Origin of the sequence: Kitasatospora sp. NPDC086009, assembly GCF_044540385.1 — a bacterium.
GTDB lineage: Bacteria > Actinomycetota > Actinomycetes > Streptomycetales > Streptomycetaceae > Kitasatospora.
In genome coordinates this window covers 45,171-62,169 of record NZ_JBITSA010000019.1, presented here as the reverse complement: position 1 = coordinate 62,169, position 16,999 = coordinate 45,171, and the positions used below count along the sequence as shown (strand labels likewise).

Below are 16,999 nucleotides of genomic sequence, written 5' to 3'. Positions count from 1 at the left end.
ACCGCTCTCCGCCCACCACCCGGCGCCGGCTGCGGCCGGCCTCCCTCTCCCCGGAGGTCCCCCCTGCGGGGGAGCCGCCAGACGAAGATCATCCTCGCGTGTGATCCCGCTACGCCGCGGCCGTGCCAGGCTCACCACATGCACTACGTCGTACACCGGATAGCCGCCGAGGAATGGCGGGAGCTCCGCGAGATCACACTGGAGGCGCTGCGGGACTCCCCCGGCGCCTTCAACCTCTCCTACGCCGACACCGCCGCCCACCCCGAGGCCTACTGGCAGCAACAGGCCGCCGCGGAGGCTGCCGGGCTACGTGCCACCCTCACGGCCCGTGACGCGAGCGGGAACTGGGTGGGAACGGCCGGCATCGAGCCCGTCCCCGACGTCCCGGACACCGTGTGCGTCCGCTCCGTCTACGTCACCCCGGCCCACCGCGGCGCCACCGGCCCCGCCACCGATCTCGTGCGGGCCACCATCCGCCACGCACAGGACCACACCGACGCACGGTGGCTGACCCTCGGCGTCAACGAGAACAACGCACGCGCCCTGGCCTTCTACCGACGACTCGGCTTCGAGGACACCGGAAAGGTGATCCCCTACGTCCGAAACCCGAGCGAGAAGGTCCTCATCCTGGGCTACCCGGGCTTCCGCAGCGACCCCCGGTAGCCAACCCTCCAGCCGGACGGGCCGGCGCAGCGCCCCGCGTCGGTCTCTCCGCTCACCCCGCGAACTGGCGGCTCGGCCCCCCATCCCGACCGGTGGGCCGGTACGGCGACAGGCCCACCGGATACAGCGGCGGCGCCCCGGCGCAGCCGTAGGCGCGACGGGTCACGGCCCGATGCGTGGCGCGGCCGCCGCAGCGGCCGGCACCCCTCCTGCCCGACCTGCCGCCTCCCCCGGGGGCGCGAGGTTGCGCCGGCCAGGCTCGCCGGCGAGGTGGTGCCCGGCTCGCCCGGACGCCGGCGCCGTCGGTGAGGCGAACCCTGCGGGGGCGGGCGCTCTCGTGACACTCCGTCGAACCACTCGTTCGGTCGTGTGACGGCCCCGCGTCGCCCGGGTGGGCGGCCGGTCGTGGTCGACTGCCCTGCATGGTCTCAGGGCGGAGCAGGATGTGGGCGTTCCTTCAGGTCGGGCTTGCCCTGGCGGTGCTGTGCGGCTGTTCGTCGCTGTCGGATCGGGAGGACGCGGTCGCGGCCGCGGCACGGGCCTTCGAGGCCGACCTCGCCCGCCAGGACAATGCGGCGCTGTGCGGCGCACTCGCCCCGGGCACGCGCGAGGAACTCGAGGACAGCAGCAAGACGGGCTGCCAGCAGGCGATCGGCGACAGCGACCTGCCCTCAGCCGCGGACGTCCGCCGAGTCGACGTCTACGGCCGGCAGGCCCGCGCCGTGCTGGACAGCGACACCCTCTTCCTGTCCGCCTTCCCGGACGGATGGAAGATCACCGCCGCGGGGTGCGACCCGCAGCCCCGCAAGCCCTACAAGTGCGTGGTCAAGGGAGCGTGAGACCGGTGCGCAGCCTGTTCGCCCTGTGCGTGCTGATCGTCGTCGGCGGTCTGGTCTACTTCACGACGATCGGGGCGCTGCACCGATGAGCCGCACGGACCGCGCGGGGCGATTCCTGCGCGACAACAGCCTCACCCTGGCCTTCGGTGCCGCCTTCCTGCTCACCCTGGTCGGGCAGGCCGCCGCAGGGCTGGCGGAGGTGAACAACGAGCTCGTCGCGGCCGATCTCCAGCCCGTCGGTGTCGCCGGCTATCTGACCGGCTCCGACTTCGCGGTGGACGTCACCGAGAACTGGCAGTCGGAGTACCTGCAGTTCTTCCTGTACATCTTCGGCACCGTCTGGCTGCTGCAACGGGGGTCCCCGGAGTCCAAGAGCCTGGACCGGCCCGGTACCGAGTCCGACCGCGAACAGAAGGTCGGCGCTCACGCCACCGCCGACTCGCCCTCCTGGGCCCGCGCGGCCGGACTGCGCCGCACCCTGTACTCGCGCTCCCTCGGCACGGTGATGGCGCTGTTCTTCGTCGGCTCCTGGTTCGCCCAGTCGATCACCGGTGCGGCCTCGTTCAACGCCGGGCGGCTGCGCGACCTCCAGGCGCCGTTCACCTGGTGGGACTACGTGCTGTCCGCGGACTTCTGGAACCGCACCCTGCAGAACTGGCAGTCCGAACTCCTCGCGGTCGCCTCCATGGCGATCCTCTCCGTCTACCTGCGCCAACGCGGATCACCCGAATCGAAGCCGGTCGGTGCCGCCCACACCTCCACCGGCGTCGAAGGCTGATGCCCACCGGCGGCCCACCGGCGGCCCCGGTCCGGGCCGGGCGGGGGACGCTACGGAGACGCTCCAGCCGGTGGGATCCGCCGGGCGCGAGGAGGTACACGAGTGCGGGCGGGGACATGACCCCGTAACGCCCTGCCCGACCGAGAGGGGCGTGTGCCCGGTCGGGCAAGGCGTGACAGGGAACCGCCGGCGTTCGGTCGGCGCGGTTGGGGCCTACTTGCCGCGGCCGGTCACGAAGTCCCGGGCCCGGTCCACGAGGCCGACACCGGGGCCGAGGAGCTTGCTGGCCATCGGGCTGTCCGGGGCCGCCGGGTGCGGCCGGGTCGGGGCCATGGCCTTCGCCCGGCGGACCTTGTCCCCGAGGTCGTCCAGCTGCTCCGGGGTACAGGCCGTGCGCAGCATCGGGAAGAGGTTGGTCTCCTCGTCCTCGACGTGGGCGGACACCTCGTCCATCAGCTGCCGGAGCACCGAGCCCATCGCGGGATCGTCGGTGCGCAGGTCCTCCAGCTGCTTGAGGAGGTCCTCGACCTGGCGGTGGTCCTCGATCTCCCTGTCCGCGAGGGCGTCGCCGCCGTCGAGGTGCTCGCGGACCGCGGGGTAGAGGTACTGCTCCTCCGCGACCGAGTGCCGCACCAGCTCGATGGTGACGTGGTCGATCACGTCCCGCAGTGCCTGGCCGCCGCCGCTCATGGCCCGGATGCGGCCGAACATGTCCTCCACCTCGCGGTGGTCCGCCATCAGTTCCTCGATCACGTTTCCGCCGTGTCCCATTGTCCTGCCTCTCGTCGTCCGCGGGCGAGTCGGTCCGCGCCCAGCCGGAGTGCGTTCCCGCTCCCTCGCGGGCCTGCGCCGGTGGCCCGCTCCTCACCGGATCGGGCGGCCGCAAACTCCCCCGGTCCGGTCCGAGCGGGCGACGGGCCGGTGCCGTGGGGGTGGCGGCTCGCACTCGGCCCATGCCGTCTTGCCGCCCGGGGCAGGATCGGTGGCGGGTTTCAGGTTGTCTTGGCCGTCTCGTCGAAGAACCTGATGAGCCGGGGCAGGGCTTGCAGCACCGATCCGTTGTGGTCGAAGTCGCCGACGTCGGTCAGCCGGGGGGGGCGGCGCCGTGCTTCCTCAACTGGCCCGCGCAGTAGGTCGAGTGAGGTCAACACACCACCCTGGTTACGGCTACCGGGTCCCGGCTTGCCCGCGTCGCCGGAGAAGGCCAGTGGCGAGCGGGAGTCGTTGGAACCCCGCACCGCCGACCGTGACATCCCGCGCCGCCACGCCCTTGCCGCCGATCCCGGCCAGGCGGCAAGGGCCGTGTCGGAACCAGCTGGTGACACCGTTCACGGGAACGGGCCGGTATACCCCGGAAACCCGCTGTACCGGTGAGGATCCGACCGGACCACGGTCGGTCAGTCGATGCCTTCGACGATGCGGAAGTCGCGCTCGACGCCGTCGCCGAGGGCGGCCAGCGCCTCCTGGTAGGCCGCGCTCTCGCGGGCCGCGACGGCCTGCTCGAAGCTGTCGAACTCGATCAGGATGGTGCGCGCGGCGAGTCCGGCCTCGTGTGCCACGACCCGACCGTCACGGGCGAGGACCCGTCCGCCCCCGGCCCGGACGGCCGGACCGGCCAGCTCGTTGTAGGCAGCCAGCTTCGCAGGGTCCGAAATGGTGCGGTAGACGCTGACCCAGTAGCCCTTGGGCATGGAACCTCCAGTGTGGGGATGAGTGCATTCGATGGACGGGTTGGTCTCGGACGAGCGTCGGCAGGCCGGCCCGGTCGGCCTGCCGACCACCGCGAGTCGCTTTCGTGTCAGCCGAGCCGGGGAAAGCGGACGGCGCGCGCGATCTGCGCGGCGCCGCCCACACGGATCAGGGTGCCGGACGCGCCGCGCCGCGCGTCGGCGATGATCGTGGACGGATGGCCGAGGTGATCGCCCATGTCGACCGCGAGGGCGGTGACGCCCTGATCCGCGAGACATGCGGCCAGACACGGGCGTTGGCGACGTCCTCGGGGACGCCGATCGACGGGGCGAACATCCGGGCCGCCGCCCGGCCGTCCGCGTCGGGGACCGAGTAGGCGTAGCAGCCCAGCAGTCCGTAGCGGTCACAGGCATCGCGCAGAGCCGTGAAGTCCGGGCGGAGTTCGGCCAGCGCGGTGCGCGATCGTACGGGCAACAGGAGCCGTGGCCGGCCGGGTGAGGCCACGTGGGCAGCGTCGGGAAGGGTTTCGCTGTTCAGGCCGAGGGCGGTCGCGATCGCCCGCAGCCCGGGGGCGGTCTTGCGGGTGTCCAGGATCCGCGCCGGAGTTCCGGCCACGGCCTGGACGAAGGCGTCGGTGACAGTGGCGATGCCGCACAGGCGCTGCAGGAAGTTCAGCACCGTGCGCTCGGCGGTGATCAGGTTGCGGGCCGCCCCGGTCAGCCGCACCAGGACGTCCCCGGCCCGCACCCGTTCGCCGTCCGCGACCAGAGCCTCGACCCCGACCTCCGGGGCGCTCTGGGCGAAGACTTCGCGGACCACGGGCATTCCGGCGACGATGCCGGGCCGGCGGGTGCTGATCTCGGCGGTGGCGACCAGATCGGCCGGGACGCTCCACAAGGTGGTGACGTCGTCGTCGGCCCTGTCCTCCGTCAAGGCGGCGGCCACACTGGCCCGCGCTGCCGACACGGGGAAATCCGCGATCCTCATAGGTGGTTCCTCGCCTCTCGGAGATCGATCATCGGACCGACGAGGCCCTGGACGGCTTCCTCGACGGCTTTTGCTCGCGTCGGGTGGGCGACGACGACGCCACCGTGAGCAGCAGCGGCGGCGAACCCGACGCCGGCGCGGGGGAAGTCATCGCGCATGACGTGTTGCTCCGTTCAACAGGACCGCCGGATCGATGGTTCGCCCCCCATCAGAACCCCCGGAATCCGCTTCCCGCCAATAGCCCCACGAGGCCACCCCATAGGCTCGGACCTATCCCGAGAGCAAGGAGCGGACATGCACGACCATCAAGGCGTCGAACTTCGTCATCTCCGCTACTTCGTCACCGTCGCCGAGGAAGGCACGATGACGGAGGCCGCACGGGTGCTGCGGATCGCCCAGCCCAGCCTCAGCCAGCAGATCAGCGCCCTGGAACGCCGGGTCGGGGCCAAACTGTTCCACCGCAGACCCAAAGGGATGGAGCTCACCGAGGGCGGCCGGATCCTGTACACGAGCGCCACACGCACCCTGGCCGAGATCGAGTCGTCGCTGGCGCAGGCACGCGACGCCCGCTCTCCCGTACGCGTAGGGGTCTGCGGCACCGCCCCGGACCACCTGCTGGCACGGGTCGAGCAGGTCCTGGCCGAAGACGGATCCCCGGACGTCGAGTTCACCGAGACCGACTCCCCGAAGCAACTCGACCTGTTACGGACCGGCACCCTCGCCCTCGGGGTGATGCGCGCCGTCCACGACATCGACGACCTGGCCACGCTCACCCTGGCCGACGAACCACTCGGCGTGCTCCTGCGCCCCGATCACCCGCTGGCCCATCACACGGCCCTGTCCTGGGCCGACCTCGCGGGCCAGGACCTCCTCTGGTTCCCCGCCGAACGCGACCCGCACTTCACCGAGGACGTCCTGGCCCACCTCGCCGGCCACGGCTGGTCACCACGACTACGTACCGTCGACGCGCACAGCCGGGCCCTGTACCGCCATCACCTGCGCAACAACCAGAACCTGATCACCCTACGAACCCGGACCGCCGTCACGAAGGACACCGGGATCACCTGGCGCCCCTTCGCATCCGACCCGCCACGCGAACGCTTCCTCCTGGCCACCCCCGACGACAGCCCCTGGGCGGACCTGCTGTCACGCGCGGACAGCCGGCCACCCGACGACGGCACCGGCCGAGCCGGCCAGCACGCGACGAACTCCCCGATCGCCACCTCGTCGACCAGTGCCGGGCCCGTCCGGTCGCCGGCAACGCGCCCTGGCCTCTCCGGAGCCGGCAGCCGGCACGACCGCTGACCGCTTGCCGCCTCGGCGCCCGGCTTCGAACGATCGGCCTCCCACCTGGGCCGGCCGGAAGGCAGCACCGATTGATCTTGCCGCCCAGATGCCCCCGCTGCCCTCCACCGGCTTCTGGAGCTCAGCAGCACGAGCACTCAGTTCTGGTCCGTCCGCGGGGCCCCCAGGAACGAGTCCGCCGACGCTCCCACCTGGTCGGAACGGGCAGCGTCACGGGGCCGAGCAGCTCCTCCTCCCGGTCGCTGACGCACTGTGGGCACTCCAGCCAGTCTCGGCCGGCCTTCTCCGTCAGCTCCAGCGGTGACCCCTGGCAATCCCTCCGATCGATCCCAGGCACGTCCAGCACGGGCGCAGCGCGGCGGTGGCCGCGTGTTCCGGGCGAAGAAGCGGTGTGGCGAGGAGCCGATGAAGCCAGGGAGGGTTGGGTCAGGCCTCGGGAGAGGCAGCCGCCTTCCCGCGCGCGATGCGAGCGCGGCCACCGGGCGGCAGGACGACGAGATACTGGTGGTCGGCGTCCTCGACACGGGCCAGGGTGATGGAGGTGCCCGCCGCCGCCGCGAGTGCCTCGGCGGCCGGGCCGGCCTCCTGCGTCATCAGGTCGATCCGTGAGTGGAATCGGGTGAGGTCCTTCGCCGGGCCGGTGATCCACATCGCGATCCGCGCGCCTTCGCGCAGCGCGGCGAGCAGGTCCGAGCGAAGCGGTGCGTCGTCGGCCTGTCGGAGGAGCAGGTCGTGCAGGCGTTCCTGCCCGCACGGCCGGGTGGGCGCTGCCTCGGCCAGCGTCCGGCACTTGCGGCACGAGGCCAGGCCCTGTGGCTGGAAGTGGCGCAGGAAGAACGTCAGGTATCGGCCGCGGATCCCGCACAGGGTGCGGCGGCCGTCGGCGGCGTGCTCGACGCCGGGCACTCCTTCGACTCCGGCCGCGGGGAACTCGGCCGGCTCGCGCGCGGTGGCGAACGACCAGGTCCCGCCCGAGGCGGCGCTATCGGCGGTGTTGATCACGGGAGGCAGCATGCCACGTCTCGTAGCCGTCACCCGCGCGAGGGTAGGGGCGTGGCCGCACGGCTCGCACGCCGCGTTCCTTCACCGGGTGGAGGTTCGCGTGGAGCACCCGCGCGACTTCGTTGACGTGGGCCGCGACGTCCTGGCGGACCGTGGCGGGCGAGCCGGCGGCCATCACGACGAAGGCCCAGGACAACTCGGCCCCTCCGAGGGCTCGGCAGACATCCTCCGCATCCCCGATCTCACCGACCGCTGACCGCTGACCGCTGACCGCTGACCGGCCGGTTGCCGGGGTCGTAGGTCAGCGTGCGGTGACTGAGTACGCGGCGAGCGCGCGGTTCCCGCGCGGCTTGGCGATGGCCCGGAGAACGTCGGCCTGACTCAGGACGAGCTGGCGCACCGGCTCGGGCAGCGCGGCCAGACGCTCCTCCGCTGCGGCCAGGTCGAGGCAGGCGGCTATCTCCCAGTCGCCGTCCTGAAGCTCTCCGGTATCGACCGGGCCGCTGCCGTCGGCCGTCCAGCCGGCCTCGTGCAGGAGCCTCAGCAGCGCCTCACGGGAGAACGGCGTGCGAACGTTGCCCTGGCCATGCGACCCCGCGGCCTCGGTCTGCCCCTGGATCAGCACGGCGAGGAGGTGCGCCAGCTGGTCGCCGGACGCAGGCGTCAAGTCCCACTCGGCGAAACACAGTCGCCGCGCCCACGGCCGTACCCGGGCCAGTGTGTCCCGCAACTGTCCGAGCGATGCGAAGTACCAGGAGCAGTGCGCGAACACCACGAAGTCGAAGGTACTTCCGGGGAAGTCGACCGACGGGTCGAGGACGTCCGTGCCGAAGCGGAAGTCGATGCGCGGCCCGAGAGGGCCCGCCGCGATCCGGGCCGCCGATTCTCCGAGCGTGACCGGCGCCCCGTAGGAGGGGTCGGCCACGTCGAGGGCTGTCACGCGCCCCTCGGGCCCCACCGCCTCCGCGAGGACCACGGTCATGTCGCCCTGGCCGCAGCCCAGTTCGAGGACCGTCGAGCCGGGCGCGATCTGCCAGCTCGCCACGAGCGCGGCGCGGTGGCGAGTCTGGGACAGCTGGATGTCCGGGCTGTGATCGGCAGCGGCCATGCCGGCCGCGAGCGAGGGGGCCTTGGCGCGGAGATCGGAGTGATTCACAAAGTCCTTGGTGATACTCGACGGGTCGGTGCGGGCCGATGCTATGGGACTCGTGGGCAGCGCCGCCTCCGATTTCCTGGACATCCCGTGATGCCGCAGTCCGAGCAGGGGGGAAACACGCGCTCGGTTCCGTCCGATGGTCCACCGTGCGCCAAGGACCGCCGTGCCGTGACCCCGCACCGCAGGCTCGCCGACAACGAGGCGGCTGACTCCGTCCACAGCAGACTCCACTGCCCGCCACCGCCGTAGCCGTTCACGGTGATCGCGAGTTTGCCGAACGGTGGCGAGGGCGGCTTCGACACCGGCAAGGGGTACGTGCATGGCGGTAGCGGCGACCCCGCCGGACCGGGCGGCAAGGGCGACGACGGCAAAGTCAACACCACCCCCAGCGGCAACTACGAAGCCCCCGGCGAATCCCCCGGACGACCTGACACCGGAACTCCCGCCGTCGGGCGACACCCCGGGGCCGGCCTGCCAGGGCCCGTACCAGCCAGCAGCCGTCCGGGCCGTCGGGCCAAGGCACACCGGGCCGGCCGCCCGGCGGTCCGGGGACGGCTTCGCCGGACAGACGCGTACCGAGACAGGCCCGAACGCCGCAGGCACGAACCCCCAGACCGGCCAAAGACCAAAGGCGGACTCAGGGGGCCTTGGTGACGACGGGGTCGATCCACGCGCCCACGTTGTTCGAACCGAAGGTGTAGCAGTAGTTGGAGCCAAGGGTGACGCGGAAGACGCCCTGGACGTTCAGAGTCACGGGCGTCGTCGAGCCGACCGGCACGTCTCGATCCAGTTTCCGGGCGCCGTCCAGCTCGATGTACATCCTCACGGTCTTGCCGGAGGACGAGCTGTCGGCCAGGCCGTATGACGTGGTCAGGGTGGTGTACTGGCGGTCCAGTTGCCAGGTGGCGGTGGCGCAGGTGCTGGAGAGCACGGTGGGGTAGAGCGTGCCGTTGATGTTCTGCGGTCCGCGGTCGTAGTTGCCTTGTTCATTGTCGACGGGCAGCAGGTCGTCCACGAGGGAGACCCGCCCGGGTGTGGTGGGCGGCGGCTGGCCGCTGCCGCTCGGTGCCGGAGCGGTGATGGGCGTGGAGGGGCCCGCCGGGGTCGCGGTCACGGTCACCGTCACCGTGGCGCGTACGGTCTCGGTGACGGTGCTGGCGGTGGGTGAGTTCACCACTGCGGGAAGTCCGAGGAAGCCGAGGAGGAGGCCGGCGAGGGCGGTGCCGGCCGAGACGAGCGCCGCGATCTCGCCGAGGCGGCGGCCGGACGCGGGCGCAGGTCCGCCTCCGGCACCCGGCGGCGGGCCCGGGGGCACCGGCGGGACTCCGCCCGGCGACGGTTCAGCAGTCACTGCCGGCTCCTTCAAACGGCGTCACCGCACGGGCGTTCGCTCCCCTGCGCCGACTGACGGAATATCAGGAACGATATTCGCCGATCCCGAGCCCGCACAACAGAGGGCCTGCGGGAAGCAGGTGGCCTCGCTGTGCGGAGTGCCGCGTAACACGCGAGGCCAGGGCGGAGCTGATCCGGGGGTGAGAACCAGCGGCGCCACCGCCGCCTTCTCCCGGCCCCGGCCCGGCGGGCTCGGCCCGAAGGCCGGCCGCGCCATCGCGGGGTCGGCGATCAGCTCGCCGCGCTCTCCGCTGCCCTGGTCGCCAGAAGCGGTGTGGACCGACCAGCGGGCCGGACTCGCCCACGCGCGGGCCGGTCCACCCGGAGGTCCGCAGAGCCGGCCGGGCGGCATCGGACATCCGCTCGGCGGTCACCGGCGCCACGGCGCGGGCGCTGCGGAGGGCGTCGAGTGCCTCGCCCCATTCGCGGTGGGTACGGGGCCGGCCGCGATCACCGAAGGCGGCGGACCAGGCCGGCTGCACCGGCCGACGCGAGTGATCAGTTGGTTCTGATGTCCGGGATGGCGGTCGGGGCCGGCACGGGCTCCAGGGTGAAGCTCTGCCCGGCGGGAGGGTCTGCGCAGGGGAGCTGGCGTGCGAGGACGCCCGGGGTGCCGATATCGCCCGGGATGGTCACGCAGGCGTTGCTGTGGACCAGCTGGATGAGGTAGCTACCGGCGCCTCCCGGCGACGCGCGCAGCCGGAACCGTTCCGCGGTCCCCCGCCGGCCGCAGTAGTCGTTCATCAGACGGGCGCCGTCGGCGAGGAGTGCGGCCTCCACTCCCAGGCAGCCGTGACCCATCACCGGATGGAGGGAGCGGATCGTGTACTGGCCGCCGCCGGCCGGCTCGAAGACGTAGGTGGGCACGTTGCCCGGGCACGCGAACTGCCCTACCTCCCCACCGCTTTCGTGCGTGGTCGACTCCCCCAGGCAGAGTCCGGAGCCCACCGGCCGGATCAGATACGCGCCCGCCGCGACCAGTGCCCGTTCCTGGGCGCCGGAGGAGGGAGCGGGTGCGGCGGGGCGGTGCGCACGGTCGTGGAGGAAGGCCGCCCCGCCCGCCACGGCGGCCGCCAGCGCCAGGACCACCACGATCGGAGTAGCGCTGCGCAGCCGTCGGCGGGAGGGCGCGGGCGGTGCGGTCCGCGGGGCGCCGGGCTGCGTCTGCGGGGCGGGTGGGCCGGCCTCGGCGGGGACGCCGGGCCCCGGGTGGGTGGCCTCGTGGGCCAGCCGCTCGCGTGCCGCGAGCCACACGGCCGGGTCCTCGCCGAGTCCGCACGCCCGGACGAAGGCGTCGAGCAGTTCCGGTCGCGGCAGCAGGTCGTGGCGGAGCGCCTCGGCGATCGTGCTGCGCGGGAGCACGGCCCCGACCTCGGCAGCGCGGCGTTCCAGCGCCCTGTAGGTCAGCCCGGACCGTTGCCGAAGCTGTCGAAGATACGCGACGAACTCGGCCGTATCCCGCGCCAGGGAGGGATTCGGGGGCAAGGGTTGGGAACTCATGCCCCGATCCTGGCGGAGCAGTTCGCGGCCAACCACGTTGATTCAAGACGTTGTTGGCCAGGACGAGGGCGGCGGCGCGGCCGGCGCCGTTGTCCCGCGGTCCGGGAGGTTCGGCTGGTCAGACCGAGTCCGGCGTGTCCGACCGTTCCCCGGACCGCCCTGGACCGTCCAGGACAGTCCAGGACAGTCCCGGACACCTCGGGAACCTTGCCCGGCCGTGACCGCGGCGGCAAGGGTGAGGGCTCGCCGGGCCGGTCGGCTCGGCGACCCGCTCACGAGGAGTTCGCTTCATGACATCCCGTCTCCGAAAGACCGCACTCGCCGTCGGGCTGACGGCCGTGGTCTCGCTCCCGTTCCCGGCCGTGTCGGCGGCCGCGGCGCCGTCGTCGTCCGACCTCGCTGCCGTCACCTGCGGCAACGCGAACTGGCCGCACAGCAACCTGGACCCGGGTTCGGGCACGATCTCGGCGAGCAGTGCTCCGGTGCGGACCGGCCCGTACGGAGCGTGCACCCTGGTCGGCTCGTACTCCCAGGGCGTCCGGGTGGACTACGACTGCTACTCCGTCAACGACTACGGAAACACCTGGACCTACGTCCGGGGCCCGGCCGGCAGCGGCTGGATCTACGACGCCAACCTGAGCAACGGCGGCTCCACCGTTCGCTGCTGACCCAGGCCGAACGCAGTGGCCGGCCCGGGCGGGGGCGCCGGGGGTGCGGGGCCGGTCACGCGCCCGCGGGCGCCCTCCCGGGCGTGGATCGGCTGCCGGTCGGCCGCCCGCGCCGGCCGGGCCCCTGCTTGGCCGCGGTGGAATCCTTCCGTCCGGCGGGTATGCCGGGCGGACACTTCTGTTGGCTTCCCACCCGACTGCGTACCGCGGGACCCGCAGGCGGGTCGGCCGGCCGGTGGCGGCGAGGCCTCCGCGACCGTCTCGCGGTGGTCGGCACCTCCGGGCGGACCACCGCTAGGAGACCGGGATCGGGTCTCGCCAGATGTCCATCGGGACGGCGCGGACCGCGCGGCCGTCGGAGCCCAGGATCCGTCCCATCCTCTTCACGGTGCGCAGTGACACGCGGCGCTCGGCCACTCGCAGGTCGGGGAACCTGCGGGCGAGTGCGGCCTCCAGTCGCTGGACGTCGGCGAGGGAGCGCTGCCAGACGGAGAGGATGAGGTTGTGCCGGCCGGTGACGGCTACGCACAGCCGGATCTCGGGGAGCCTGGCGAGTTGGGGGCCGACCTCGTCGAGCCGGTCCGGAGGGATGTCGGCCCGGAAGGTCGCCAGGACCGGTCGGCCGGCGTCTCCGGCGGCGATCTCGCAGCGGAAGCGGATCGCGTCGGAGGCGGCCAGCCGGTCGAGGCGGCGGCGCAGCGTGGACGGGCTGAGCCCGGTGGCGGCGGCCAGCTCGGCTTGGCCGAGGCGGCCGTCGGTGCCCAGCCTGATGAGCAACTCCCGGTCTTCGTGGCGGATTTCGGCCCGTACTGGGGAGGACGTCCCGTAGCCCGTCGGGTGGTCGTCGTGGAGTTCCAGGCGCTGGGCGGGGTCCAGTGAGTCCAGTCGCCAGCGGATCCCCTCGGCGTAGAAGCCGGTCGCCAGGTGGGTGCGGACGGCGGTGATCCCCGGGAGCCTGCCCAACCGTTCGGCGGTGTACCGGGAGACCGTCGCCAGGTCGGTGAAGGCCGCGGCGATGACGAGGTCGCAGCCCTGGGAGAGGTGTTCGACGCTCATCACGTGCGGGTCCTCGGCCAGCTCGTCGGCGATCTGCCGAATCCGGTCGGGAGCGCAGTCGACGTCGAGGTACGCGACGCAGCCAGGGTCCTCGGGGTGGGGCAGGCCGTAGGCGGTCACCCAGGCGATCCCGGCCTCCGAGAGCCGTCGCCAGCGGCGCGCGGCGGTGACCGGGCTGATCCCGAGAGTCTGGCCGAGCAGCGACCAGGGTGCCCGGGGCCGCAGCTGCATCGCGTTCACCAGGGCGAGATCCAACTCGTCCACTGTCACATCGGAGCCGGTCACCGTCGGCTGCCGGTTGGTTCGTTCATCGAATGGCCTCTTCGTGGCGTGATCCTGCGAAATCGCGGGAATCCCCCGCTGCGGGCTCCAGAATCGCGGAACAAGATCGCTCCGCACAAGTTCCCGCCCCCGCGGGCCCGATGGAGGTACCTGTGTCCATACACGACGACGCCCTGGCTCTGGCTCCCGACCTGGTCCGGCTCCGCCACGACCTCCACCGGTTCCCCGAGCTGGGCCTTGATCTCCCGCGCACCCAGGAGCGGGTGCTGCGGGCTCTCGAGGGACTGCCGCTGGAAGTACGTCAGGGCTCCGCGCTGAGTTCGGTCACCGCGGTGCTGCGCGGCGGGCTACCGGGGCCGGCGGTGCTGCTGCGCGCCGACATGGACGGACTGCCGGTCATCGAGAAGGCCCCGCTGCCGTTCGCGTCCGACAACGGTGCCATGCACGCCTGCGGACACGATCTGCACACCGCCATGCTCACGGGCGCCGCACACCTGCTCGCCGCACGGCGGGAGCGGCTCCACGGCGACGTGGTCTTCATGTTCCAGCCCGGCGAGGAAGGCTGGGACGGCGCCGGAGCCATGCTGGCCGAGGGCGTTCTGGACGCGGCGGGCACGCGCCCGGTCGCCGCATACGCCCTGCACGTGGCGTCGACCATGCCGCACGGGGAGTTCAGCTCCCGGCGCGGGCCGATCCTTGCCGCCTCCGATGCGCTGAACGTCACCCTCCACGGTGCGGGCGGGCACGGCTCGGTACCCCACCGTGCCAAGGACCCCGTCCCGGCGGCCTGCGAGACGGTCACCGCCCTGCAGACCATGGTGACCCGCCGCTTCGACGTGTTCGATCCGGTGGTGATCACCGTCGGACTCCTCCGGGCCGGTACCCAGCGCAACATCATCCCCGAGACCGCCTACTTCGAGGCGACCGTGCGCACCTTCTCCGCCGAGACGCGGGCCAAGGTCACCGACACCGTGGTGGAGCTGGTGCGGGCCGTCGCGGCCGCCCACGGCCTGCGGGCCGAGATCGAGTACCTTGCCGGGTACCCGGTGACGGTGAACGACGGGGCCGAGACCGATTTCCTCGTGGACACCGTCCGGGAGGCCTTCGGCGAGGAACGCTTCCGGACGATGGCCAACCCGATGACCGGGTCGGAAGACTTCTCCCGGGTACTCGACGCCGTTCCGGGATCGTTCGCGTGGCTCGGCGCCGCCCCGAAGGGGAGCGATCCCGACACCCTGCCGCTCAACCACTCTCCCTACGCAGAGTTCGACGACGCGGTGCTCCCCGACGGAGCGGCGCTCTACGCCGAACTCGCCACCCGCCGTCTCGCGGCCTGAACCCCTGCCCAAGAAAGAAACGATCAAGCACATGACCGAACCGCGCGACGTGGTCGAGCAGCAGCTCGCCGCCTACAACAACCACGACATCGACGCCTTCGTCGCCACCTACGCCGAGGACGTCCTCGTTCTGCGGCGGGACGGCAGCCGGCTGGAGGGCCGTCAGGCCCTGCGCGACACCTACACCCGGCAGTTCGCCGCGGGCCGCTGCCGGGCGGAGATCGTGGGACGGCTCACCGAGGGCGACTGGGTGGTCGACCACGAAGTCGCCCACGGCCTGTCCGACGAACCGGTCCGCGTCCTGGTGGCCTACCGGGTCCGCGAAGGCCTCATCGACCGCGTCGAGTTCCTCGGCTGAGCCGCCTGGGCGTGCGGTGATGTGCGACGTCGCTTGACTTCCCCTGAGCCCCGCAGAGCAGCCGGGTTGGCCGAACGGACCAGGAGCCCGGCATCGCCGCCGAAAGGACGGCCGCTACCTGTTCGGTGACGGCGGCCCACGGTCGGCGGTCACGGCGGAGCCGGGGCGGGCCGGCTCCCTTCACCAGCTGGCAGCCAGGCCCGGACGGCTTCGTCGAGGCACCCGGCGTCCTGCCGGCGGACGGCTCCGCCCGACAGCGGCCGGAACCCTGGACAGGGGGTACCCCGGGCTCCGGCCGTGGAAGGCGCCCGCAGCGTGGAGGCGCGGCAGACCTGCCCGACGGCCCGGCGACTGGGCCGCGATGAAGGAGGCAGCCGGCACGATCCGCTTCTCGAAGCGCGGTGGCGGCAGGCGTGTCAGCAGGTCACCGGGGAGGAAGGGAGGGTGCGGCGGGTGCGCTTCACGCCGCGTTCGGCGAGGCGGCCAGGCCCTGCTTGACGTACCGGGTGCTCTCGTCGGCGAGGATCTCAGGCAGGCCCGTCTCGATGCCGTGCAGGGCCTGGGCGGCGACATCGGCGGGGTCGGCCTTCTGGTCGGCGGGAATCCCTGCGGCCATGTCGGTGTCCATGTATCCGACGTGCAGCGCGGAGACGGTGATGCCGTGCGGGGCCAGTTCCTCCCGGGCCGCGCCGGTCAGTGCCCATGCCGCGGCCTTCGCCGCCGCGTAGGACCCCAGGGCCGCCGGATGCAGCCACGACAGGACGGACAGGACGTTGAGCACGGCGCCGCCGCCGTTGGCCTCGATGACCGGGGCGAAAGCCCGTGTCACCGCGAGCGGGCCGAAGTAGTTCGTCTCCATCTCCAGACGCACCGCGTCCAGGCCGCCCGCGATCAGCGGCGTGGCGGTGGAGATGCCCGCATTGTTCACCAGCAGCGTCGTGTCGGACGCGACGCGGGCAGCGGCCCGGATCGACTCCTCGTCCGTCACGTCCAGCCGCAGCGGGATGACACCCGGCAGGTCCACCGTCTCGGGGCGGCGGGCCGCCGCGTACACCTTCGCTCCGCGCTCCACGAGCTGCGCGGCCAGATGGCGGCCCAGCCCCCGATTGGCTCCGGTGACCACGGCGACCGCGTCCTTCAGTTCCATGTGCGCTCCCAGCGTCGCGGCGGCCCGACCGTTCGGGCCGCCCCCAATTAGATTACGCATCCAATCTAACCTGCGACTAGGATAGATGCCAGTCGACATCCAAATGGAGGTGCCCGATGGGCCGCGTATCGCAGGCGCAGGCGCAGGAGAACCGCAAGCGGGTCGTGGAGACCGCCTCACGCCTCTTCCGCGAGCAGGGCACGCACGTCAGCGTCGCCGACCTCATGAAGGCGGCCGGATTGACCCACGGCGCCTTCTACAAGCAGTTCGCCTCCAAGGAGGCCCTCATCGACGAAGCCACCACCCACGCGTTCGAGGCGCTCACCCAGCGCCGCGATGCCGGACTCGAGCAGCACGCTGGGCAGCGTGAGGCCGCCCGGCGAGCCCTCGTCGACATCTACCTCTCCACGGAGCACCGCGACGACGTGGCAGAGGGCTGCCCCACCGCCGCCCTGGCCGCCGACATGGCGCGCGAACCCGGCGCCCGCGACGCCCACCGCGCCTACACCGAAGGAGTGAGCGACTTCGCCGCGTGGCTCGCCACCGAGGACCAGGACGGCATCGCCCAGCTCTGCACGATGGTCGGCGCACTCGTCCTGGCCCGCGCCACCAAGGGCTCCCCGCTCTCCGAGCAGATCCTCACCACCGCGCGCGCAGCCCTGACGGCCACCAGCTGATCCGCACAGCCAGGCTGGTCGGCGCGGTGCTCGAAACCCAGCACTCGCGGCCCAGGCGACGCGACCGAGAACCACCCCGAACGGACGGCACCAGCTCGTGACGCGACGCCGACGCGGCCATGTCTCGGCGCGAAACGCCCGGCCGGCCGCCGCGCGGAGGGCG

General features: G+C 72.4%; 19 protein-coding genes. 8 read left to right on the top strand and 11 right to left on the bottom strand.

The features are described from left to right. Positions 1 to 138 precede the first annotated feature (138 nt). From ACIF6L_RS32350 to ACIF6L_RS32340, 3 genes are all read left to right on the top strand, one after another. Positions 139 to 663, top strand: coding sequence for a GNAT family N-acetyltransferase (locus ACIF6L_RS32350; RefSeq protein WP_396491005.1), 525 nt, complete (start codon positions 139 to 141; stop codon positions 661 to 663). Positions 664 to 1,106: 443 nt separating this feature from the next. Then, positions 1,107 to 1,502, top strand: coding sequence for a hypothetical protein (locus ACIF6L_RS32345; RefSeq protein WP_396491006.1), 396 nt, complete (start codon positions 1,107 to 1,109; stop codon positions 1,500 to 1,502). Between the two features lie 85 nt (positions 1,503 to 1,587). Next, positions 1,588 to 2,280: a DUF6766 family protein gene (locus tag ACIF6L_RS32340; RefSeq protein ID WP_359811788.1), complete on the top strand. Its 693-nt coding sequence runs from the start codon at positions 1,588 to 1,590 to the stop codon at positions 2,278 to 2,280. A 213-nt stretch (positions 2,281 to 2,493) separates the two neighbouring features. Here the strand turns inward: ACIF6L_RS32340 and ACIF6L_RS32335 are convergent, their stop codons facing one another. From ACIF6L_RS32335 to ACIF6L_RS32315, 5 genes are all read right to left on the bottom strand, one after another. Then, on the bottom strand, positions 2,494 to 3,051 hold the full coding sequence (locus ACIF6L_RS32335) for a hemerythrin domain-containing protein (protein WP_359811786.1): 558 nt from the start codon (positions 3,049 to 3,051) through the stop codon (positions 2,494 to 2,496). 221 nt (positions 3,052 to 3,272) lie between these two features. Beyond that, positions 3,273 to 3,428, bottom strand: a complete 156-nt coding sequence (locus ACIF6L_RS32330; protein WP_396492632.1) for a hypothetical protein — start codon at positions 3,426 to 3,428, stop codon at positions 3,273 to 3,275. 249 nt (positions 3,429 to 3,677) lie between these two features. Next, a complete protein-coding gene (locus ACIF6L_RS32325) occupies positions 3,678 to 3,971 on the bottom strand; it encodes a DUF1330 domain-containing protein (RefSeq protein WP_329491771.1) in 294 nt (97 codons plus the stop codon). 166 nt (positions 3,972 to 4,137) lie between these two features. Then, positions 4,138 to 4,902, bottom strand: a complete 765-nt coding sequence (locus tag ACIF6L_RS32320; RefSeq protein ID WP_396491008.1) for a PhzF family phenazine biosynthesis protein — start codon at positions 4,900 to 4,902, stop codon at positions 4,138 to 4,140. Positions 4,903 to 4,952: 50 nt separating this feature from the next. Further along, positions 4,953 to 5,114 (bottom strand): hypothetical protein, encoded by a 162-nt coding sequence (locus ACIF6L_RS32315; protein WP_396491009.1) that lies wholly within the window; start codon positions 5,112 to 5,114, stop codon positions 4,953 to 4,955. A gap of 136 nt (positions 5,115 to 5,250) precedes the next feature. Between ACIF6L_RS32315 and ACIF6L_RS32310 the strand changes: the two genes are divergently transcribed. Further along, the gene (locus tag ACIF6L_RS32310; protein WP_396491010.1) at positions 5,251 to 6,261 is read left to right on the top strand and encodes a LysR family transcriptional regulator; all 1,011 of its coding nucleotides are present in this window, start codon (positions 5,251 to 5,253) and stop codon (positions 6,259 to 6,261) included. Between the two features lie 426 nt (positions 6,262 to 6,687). Here ACIF6L_RS32310 and ACIF6L_RS32305 read toward each other — a convergent pair whose 3' ends face one another. From ACIF6L_RS32305 to ACIF6L_RS32290, 4 genes are all read right to left on the bottom strand, one after another. Continuing rightward, entirely contained in the window at positions 6,688 to 7,275 is a 588-nt protein-coding gene (locus tag ACIF6L_RS32305) for a hypothetical protein (protein WP_396491011.1), read from the bottom strand. 289 nt (positions 7,276 to 7,564) lie between these two features. Further along, positions 7,565 to 8,419, bottom strand: coding sequence for a methyltransferase domain-containing protein (locus ACIF6L_RS32300; RefSeq protein WP_396491044.1), 855 nt, complete (start codon positions 8,417 to 8,419; stop codon positions 7,565 to 7,567). A 637-nt stretch (positions 8,420 to 9,056) separates the two neighbouring features. After that, on the bottom strand, positions 9,057 to 9,770 hold the full coding sequence (locus ACIF6L_RS32295) for an NPCBM/NEW2 domain-containing protein (protein ID WP_396491012.1): 714 nt from the start codon (positions 9,768 to 9,770) through the stop codon (positions 9,057 to 9,059). 539 nt (positions 9,771 to 10,309) lie between these two features. Then, on the bottom strand, positions 10,310 to 11,311 hold the full coding sequence (locus tag ACIF6L_RS32290) for a helix-turn-helix domain-containing protein (RefSeq protein WP_396491013.1): 1,002 nt from the start codon (positions 11,309 to 11,311) through the stop codon (positions 10,310 to 10,312). A gap of 290 nt (positions 11,312 to 11,601) precedes the next feature. Between ACIF6L_RS32290 and ACIF6L_RS32285 the strand changes: the two genes are divergently transcribed. Continuing rightward, on the top strand, positions 11,602 to 11,979 hold the full coding sequence (locus tag ACIF6L_RS32285) for a hypothetical protein (protein WP_396491014.1): 378 nt from the start codon (positions 11,602 to 11,604) through the stop codon (positions 11,977 to 11,979). A gap of 294 nt (positions 11,980 to 12,273) precedes the next feature. Here ACIF6L_RS32285 and ACIF6L_RS32280 read toward each other — a convergent pair whose 3' ends face one another. Further along, a complete protein-coding gene (locus ACIF6L_RS32280; RefSeq protein ID WP_359811765.1) occupies positions 12,274 to 13,299 on the bottom strand; it encodes an Lrp/AsnC family transcriptional regulator in 1,026 nt (341 codons plus the stop codon). Positions 13,300 to 13,469: 170 nt separating this feature from the next. Between ACIF6L_RS32280 and ACIF6L_RS32275 the strand changes: the two genes are divergently transcribed. Together ACIF6L_RS32275 and ACIF6L_RS32270 are read left to right on the top strand one after the other, a co-directional pair. After that, complete coding sequence (locus ACIF6L_RS32275; RefSeq protein WP_396491015.1) at positions 13,470 to 14,654, top strand: M20 family metallopeptidase; 1,185 nt, start codon at positions 13,470 to 13,472, stop codon at positions 14,652 to 14,654. Between the two features lie 31 nt (positions 14,655 to 14,685). Further along, positions 14,686 to 15,012, top strand: a complete 327-nt coding sequence (locus tag ACIF6L_RS32270; protein ID WP_396491016.1) for a nuclear transport factor 2 family protein — start codon at positions 14,686 to 14,688, stop codon at positions 15,010 to 15,012. A 460-nt stretch (positions 15,013 to 15,472) separates the two neighbouring features. Here the strand turns inward: ACIF6L_RS32270 and ACIF6L_RS32265 are convergent, their stop codons facing one another. Continuing rightward, on the bottom strand, positions 15,473 to 16,159 hold the full coding sequence (locus ACIF6L_RS32265) for an SDR family oxidoreductase (RefSeq protein WP_396491017.1): 687 nt from the start codon (positions 16,157 to 16,159) through the stop codon (positions 15,473 to 15,475). Positions 16,160 to 16,275: 116 nt separating this feature from the next. Here ACIF6L_RS32265 and ACIF6L_RS32260 point away from each other — a divergent pair, with 116 nt between their 5' ends. Next, on the top strand, positions 16,276 to 16,836 hold the full coding sequence (locus ACIF6L_RS32260; protein WP_396491018.1) for a TetR/AcrR family transcriptional regulator: 561 nt from the start codon (positions 16,276 to 16,278) through the stop codon (positions 16,834 to 16,836). The last annotated feature ends 163 nt before the right edge of the window (positions 16,837 to 16,999 follow it).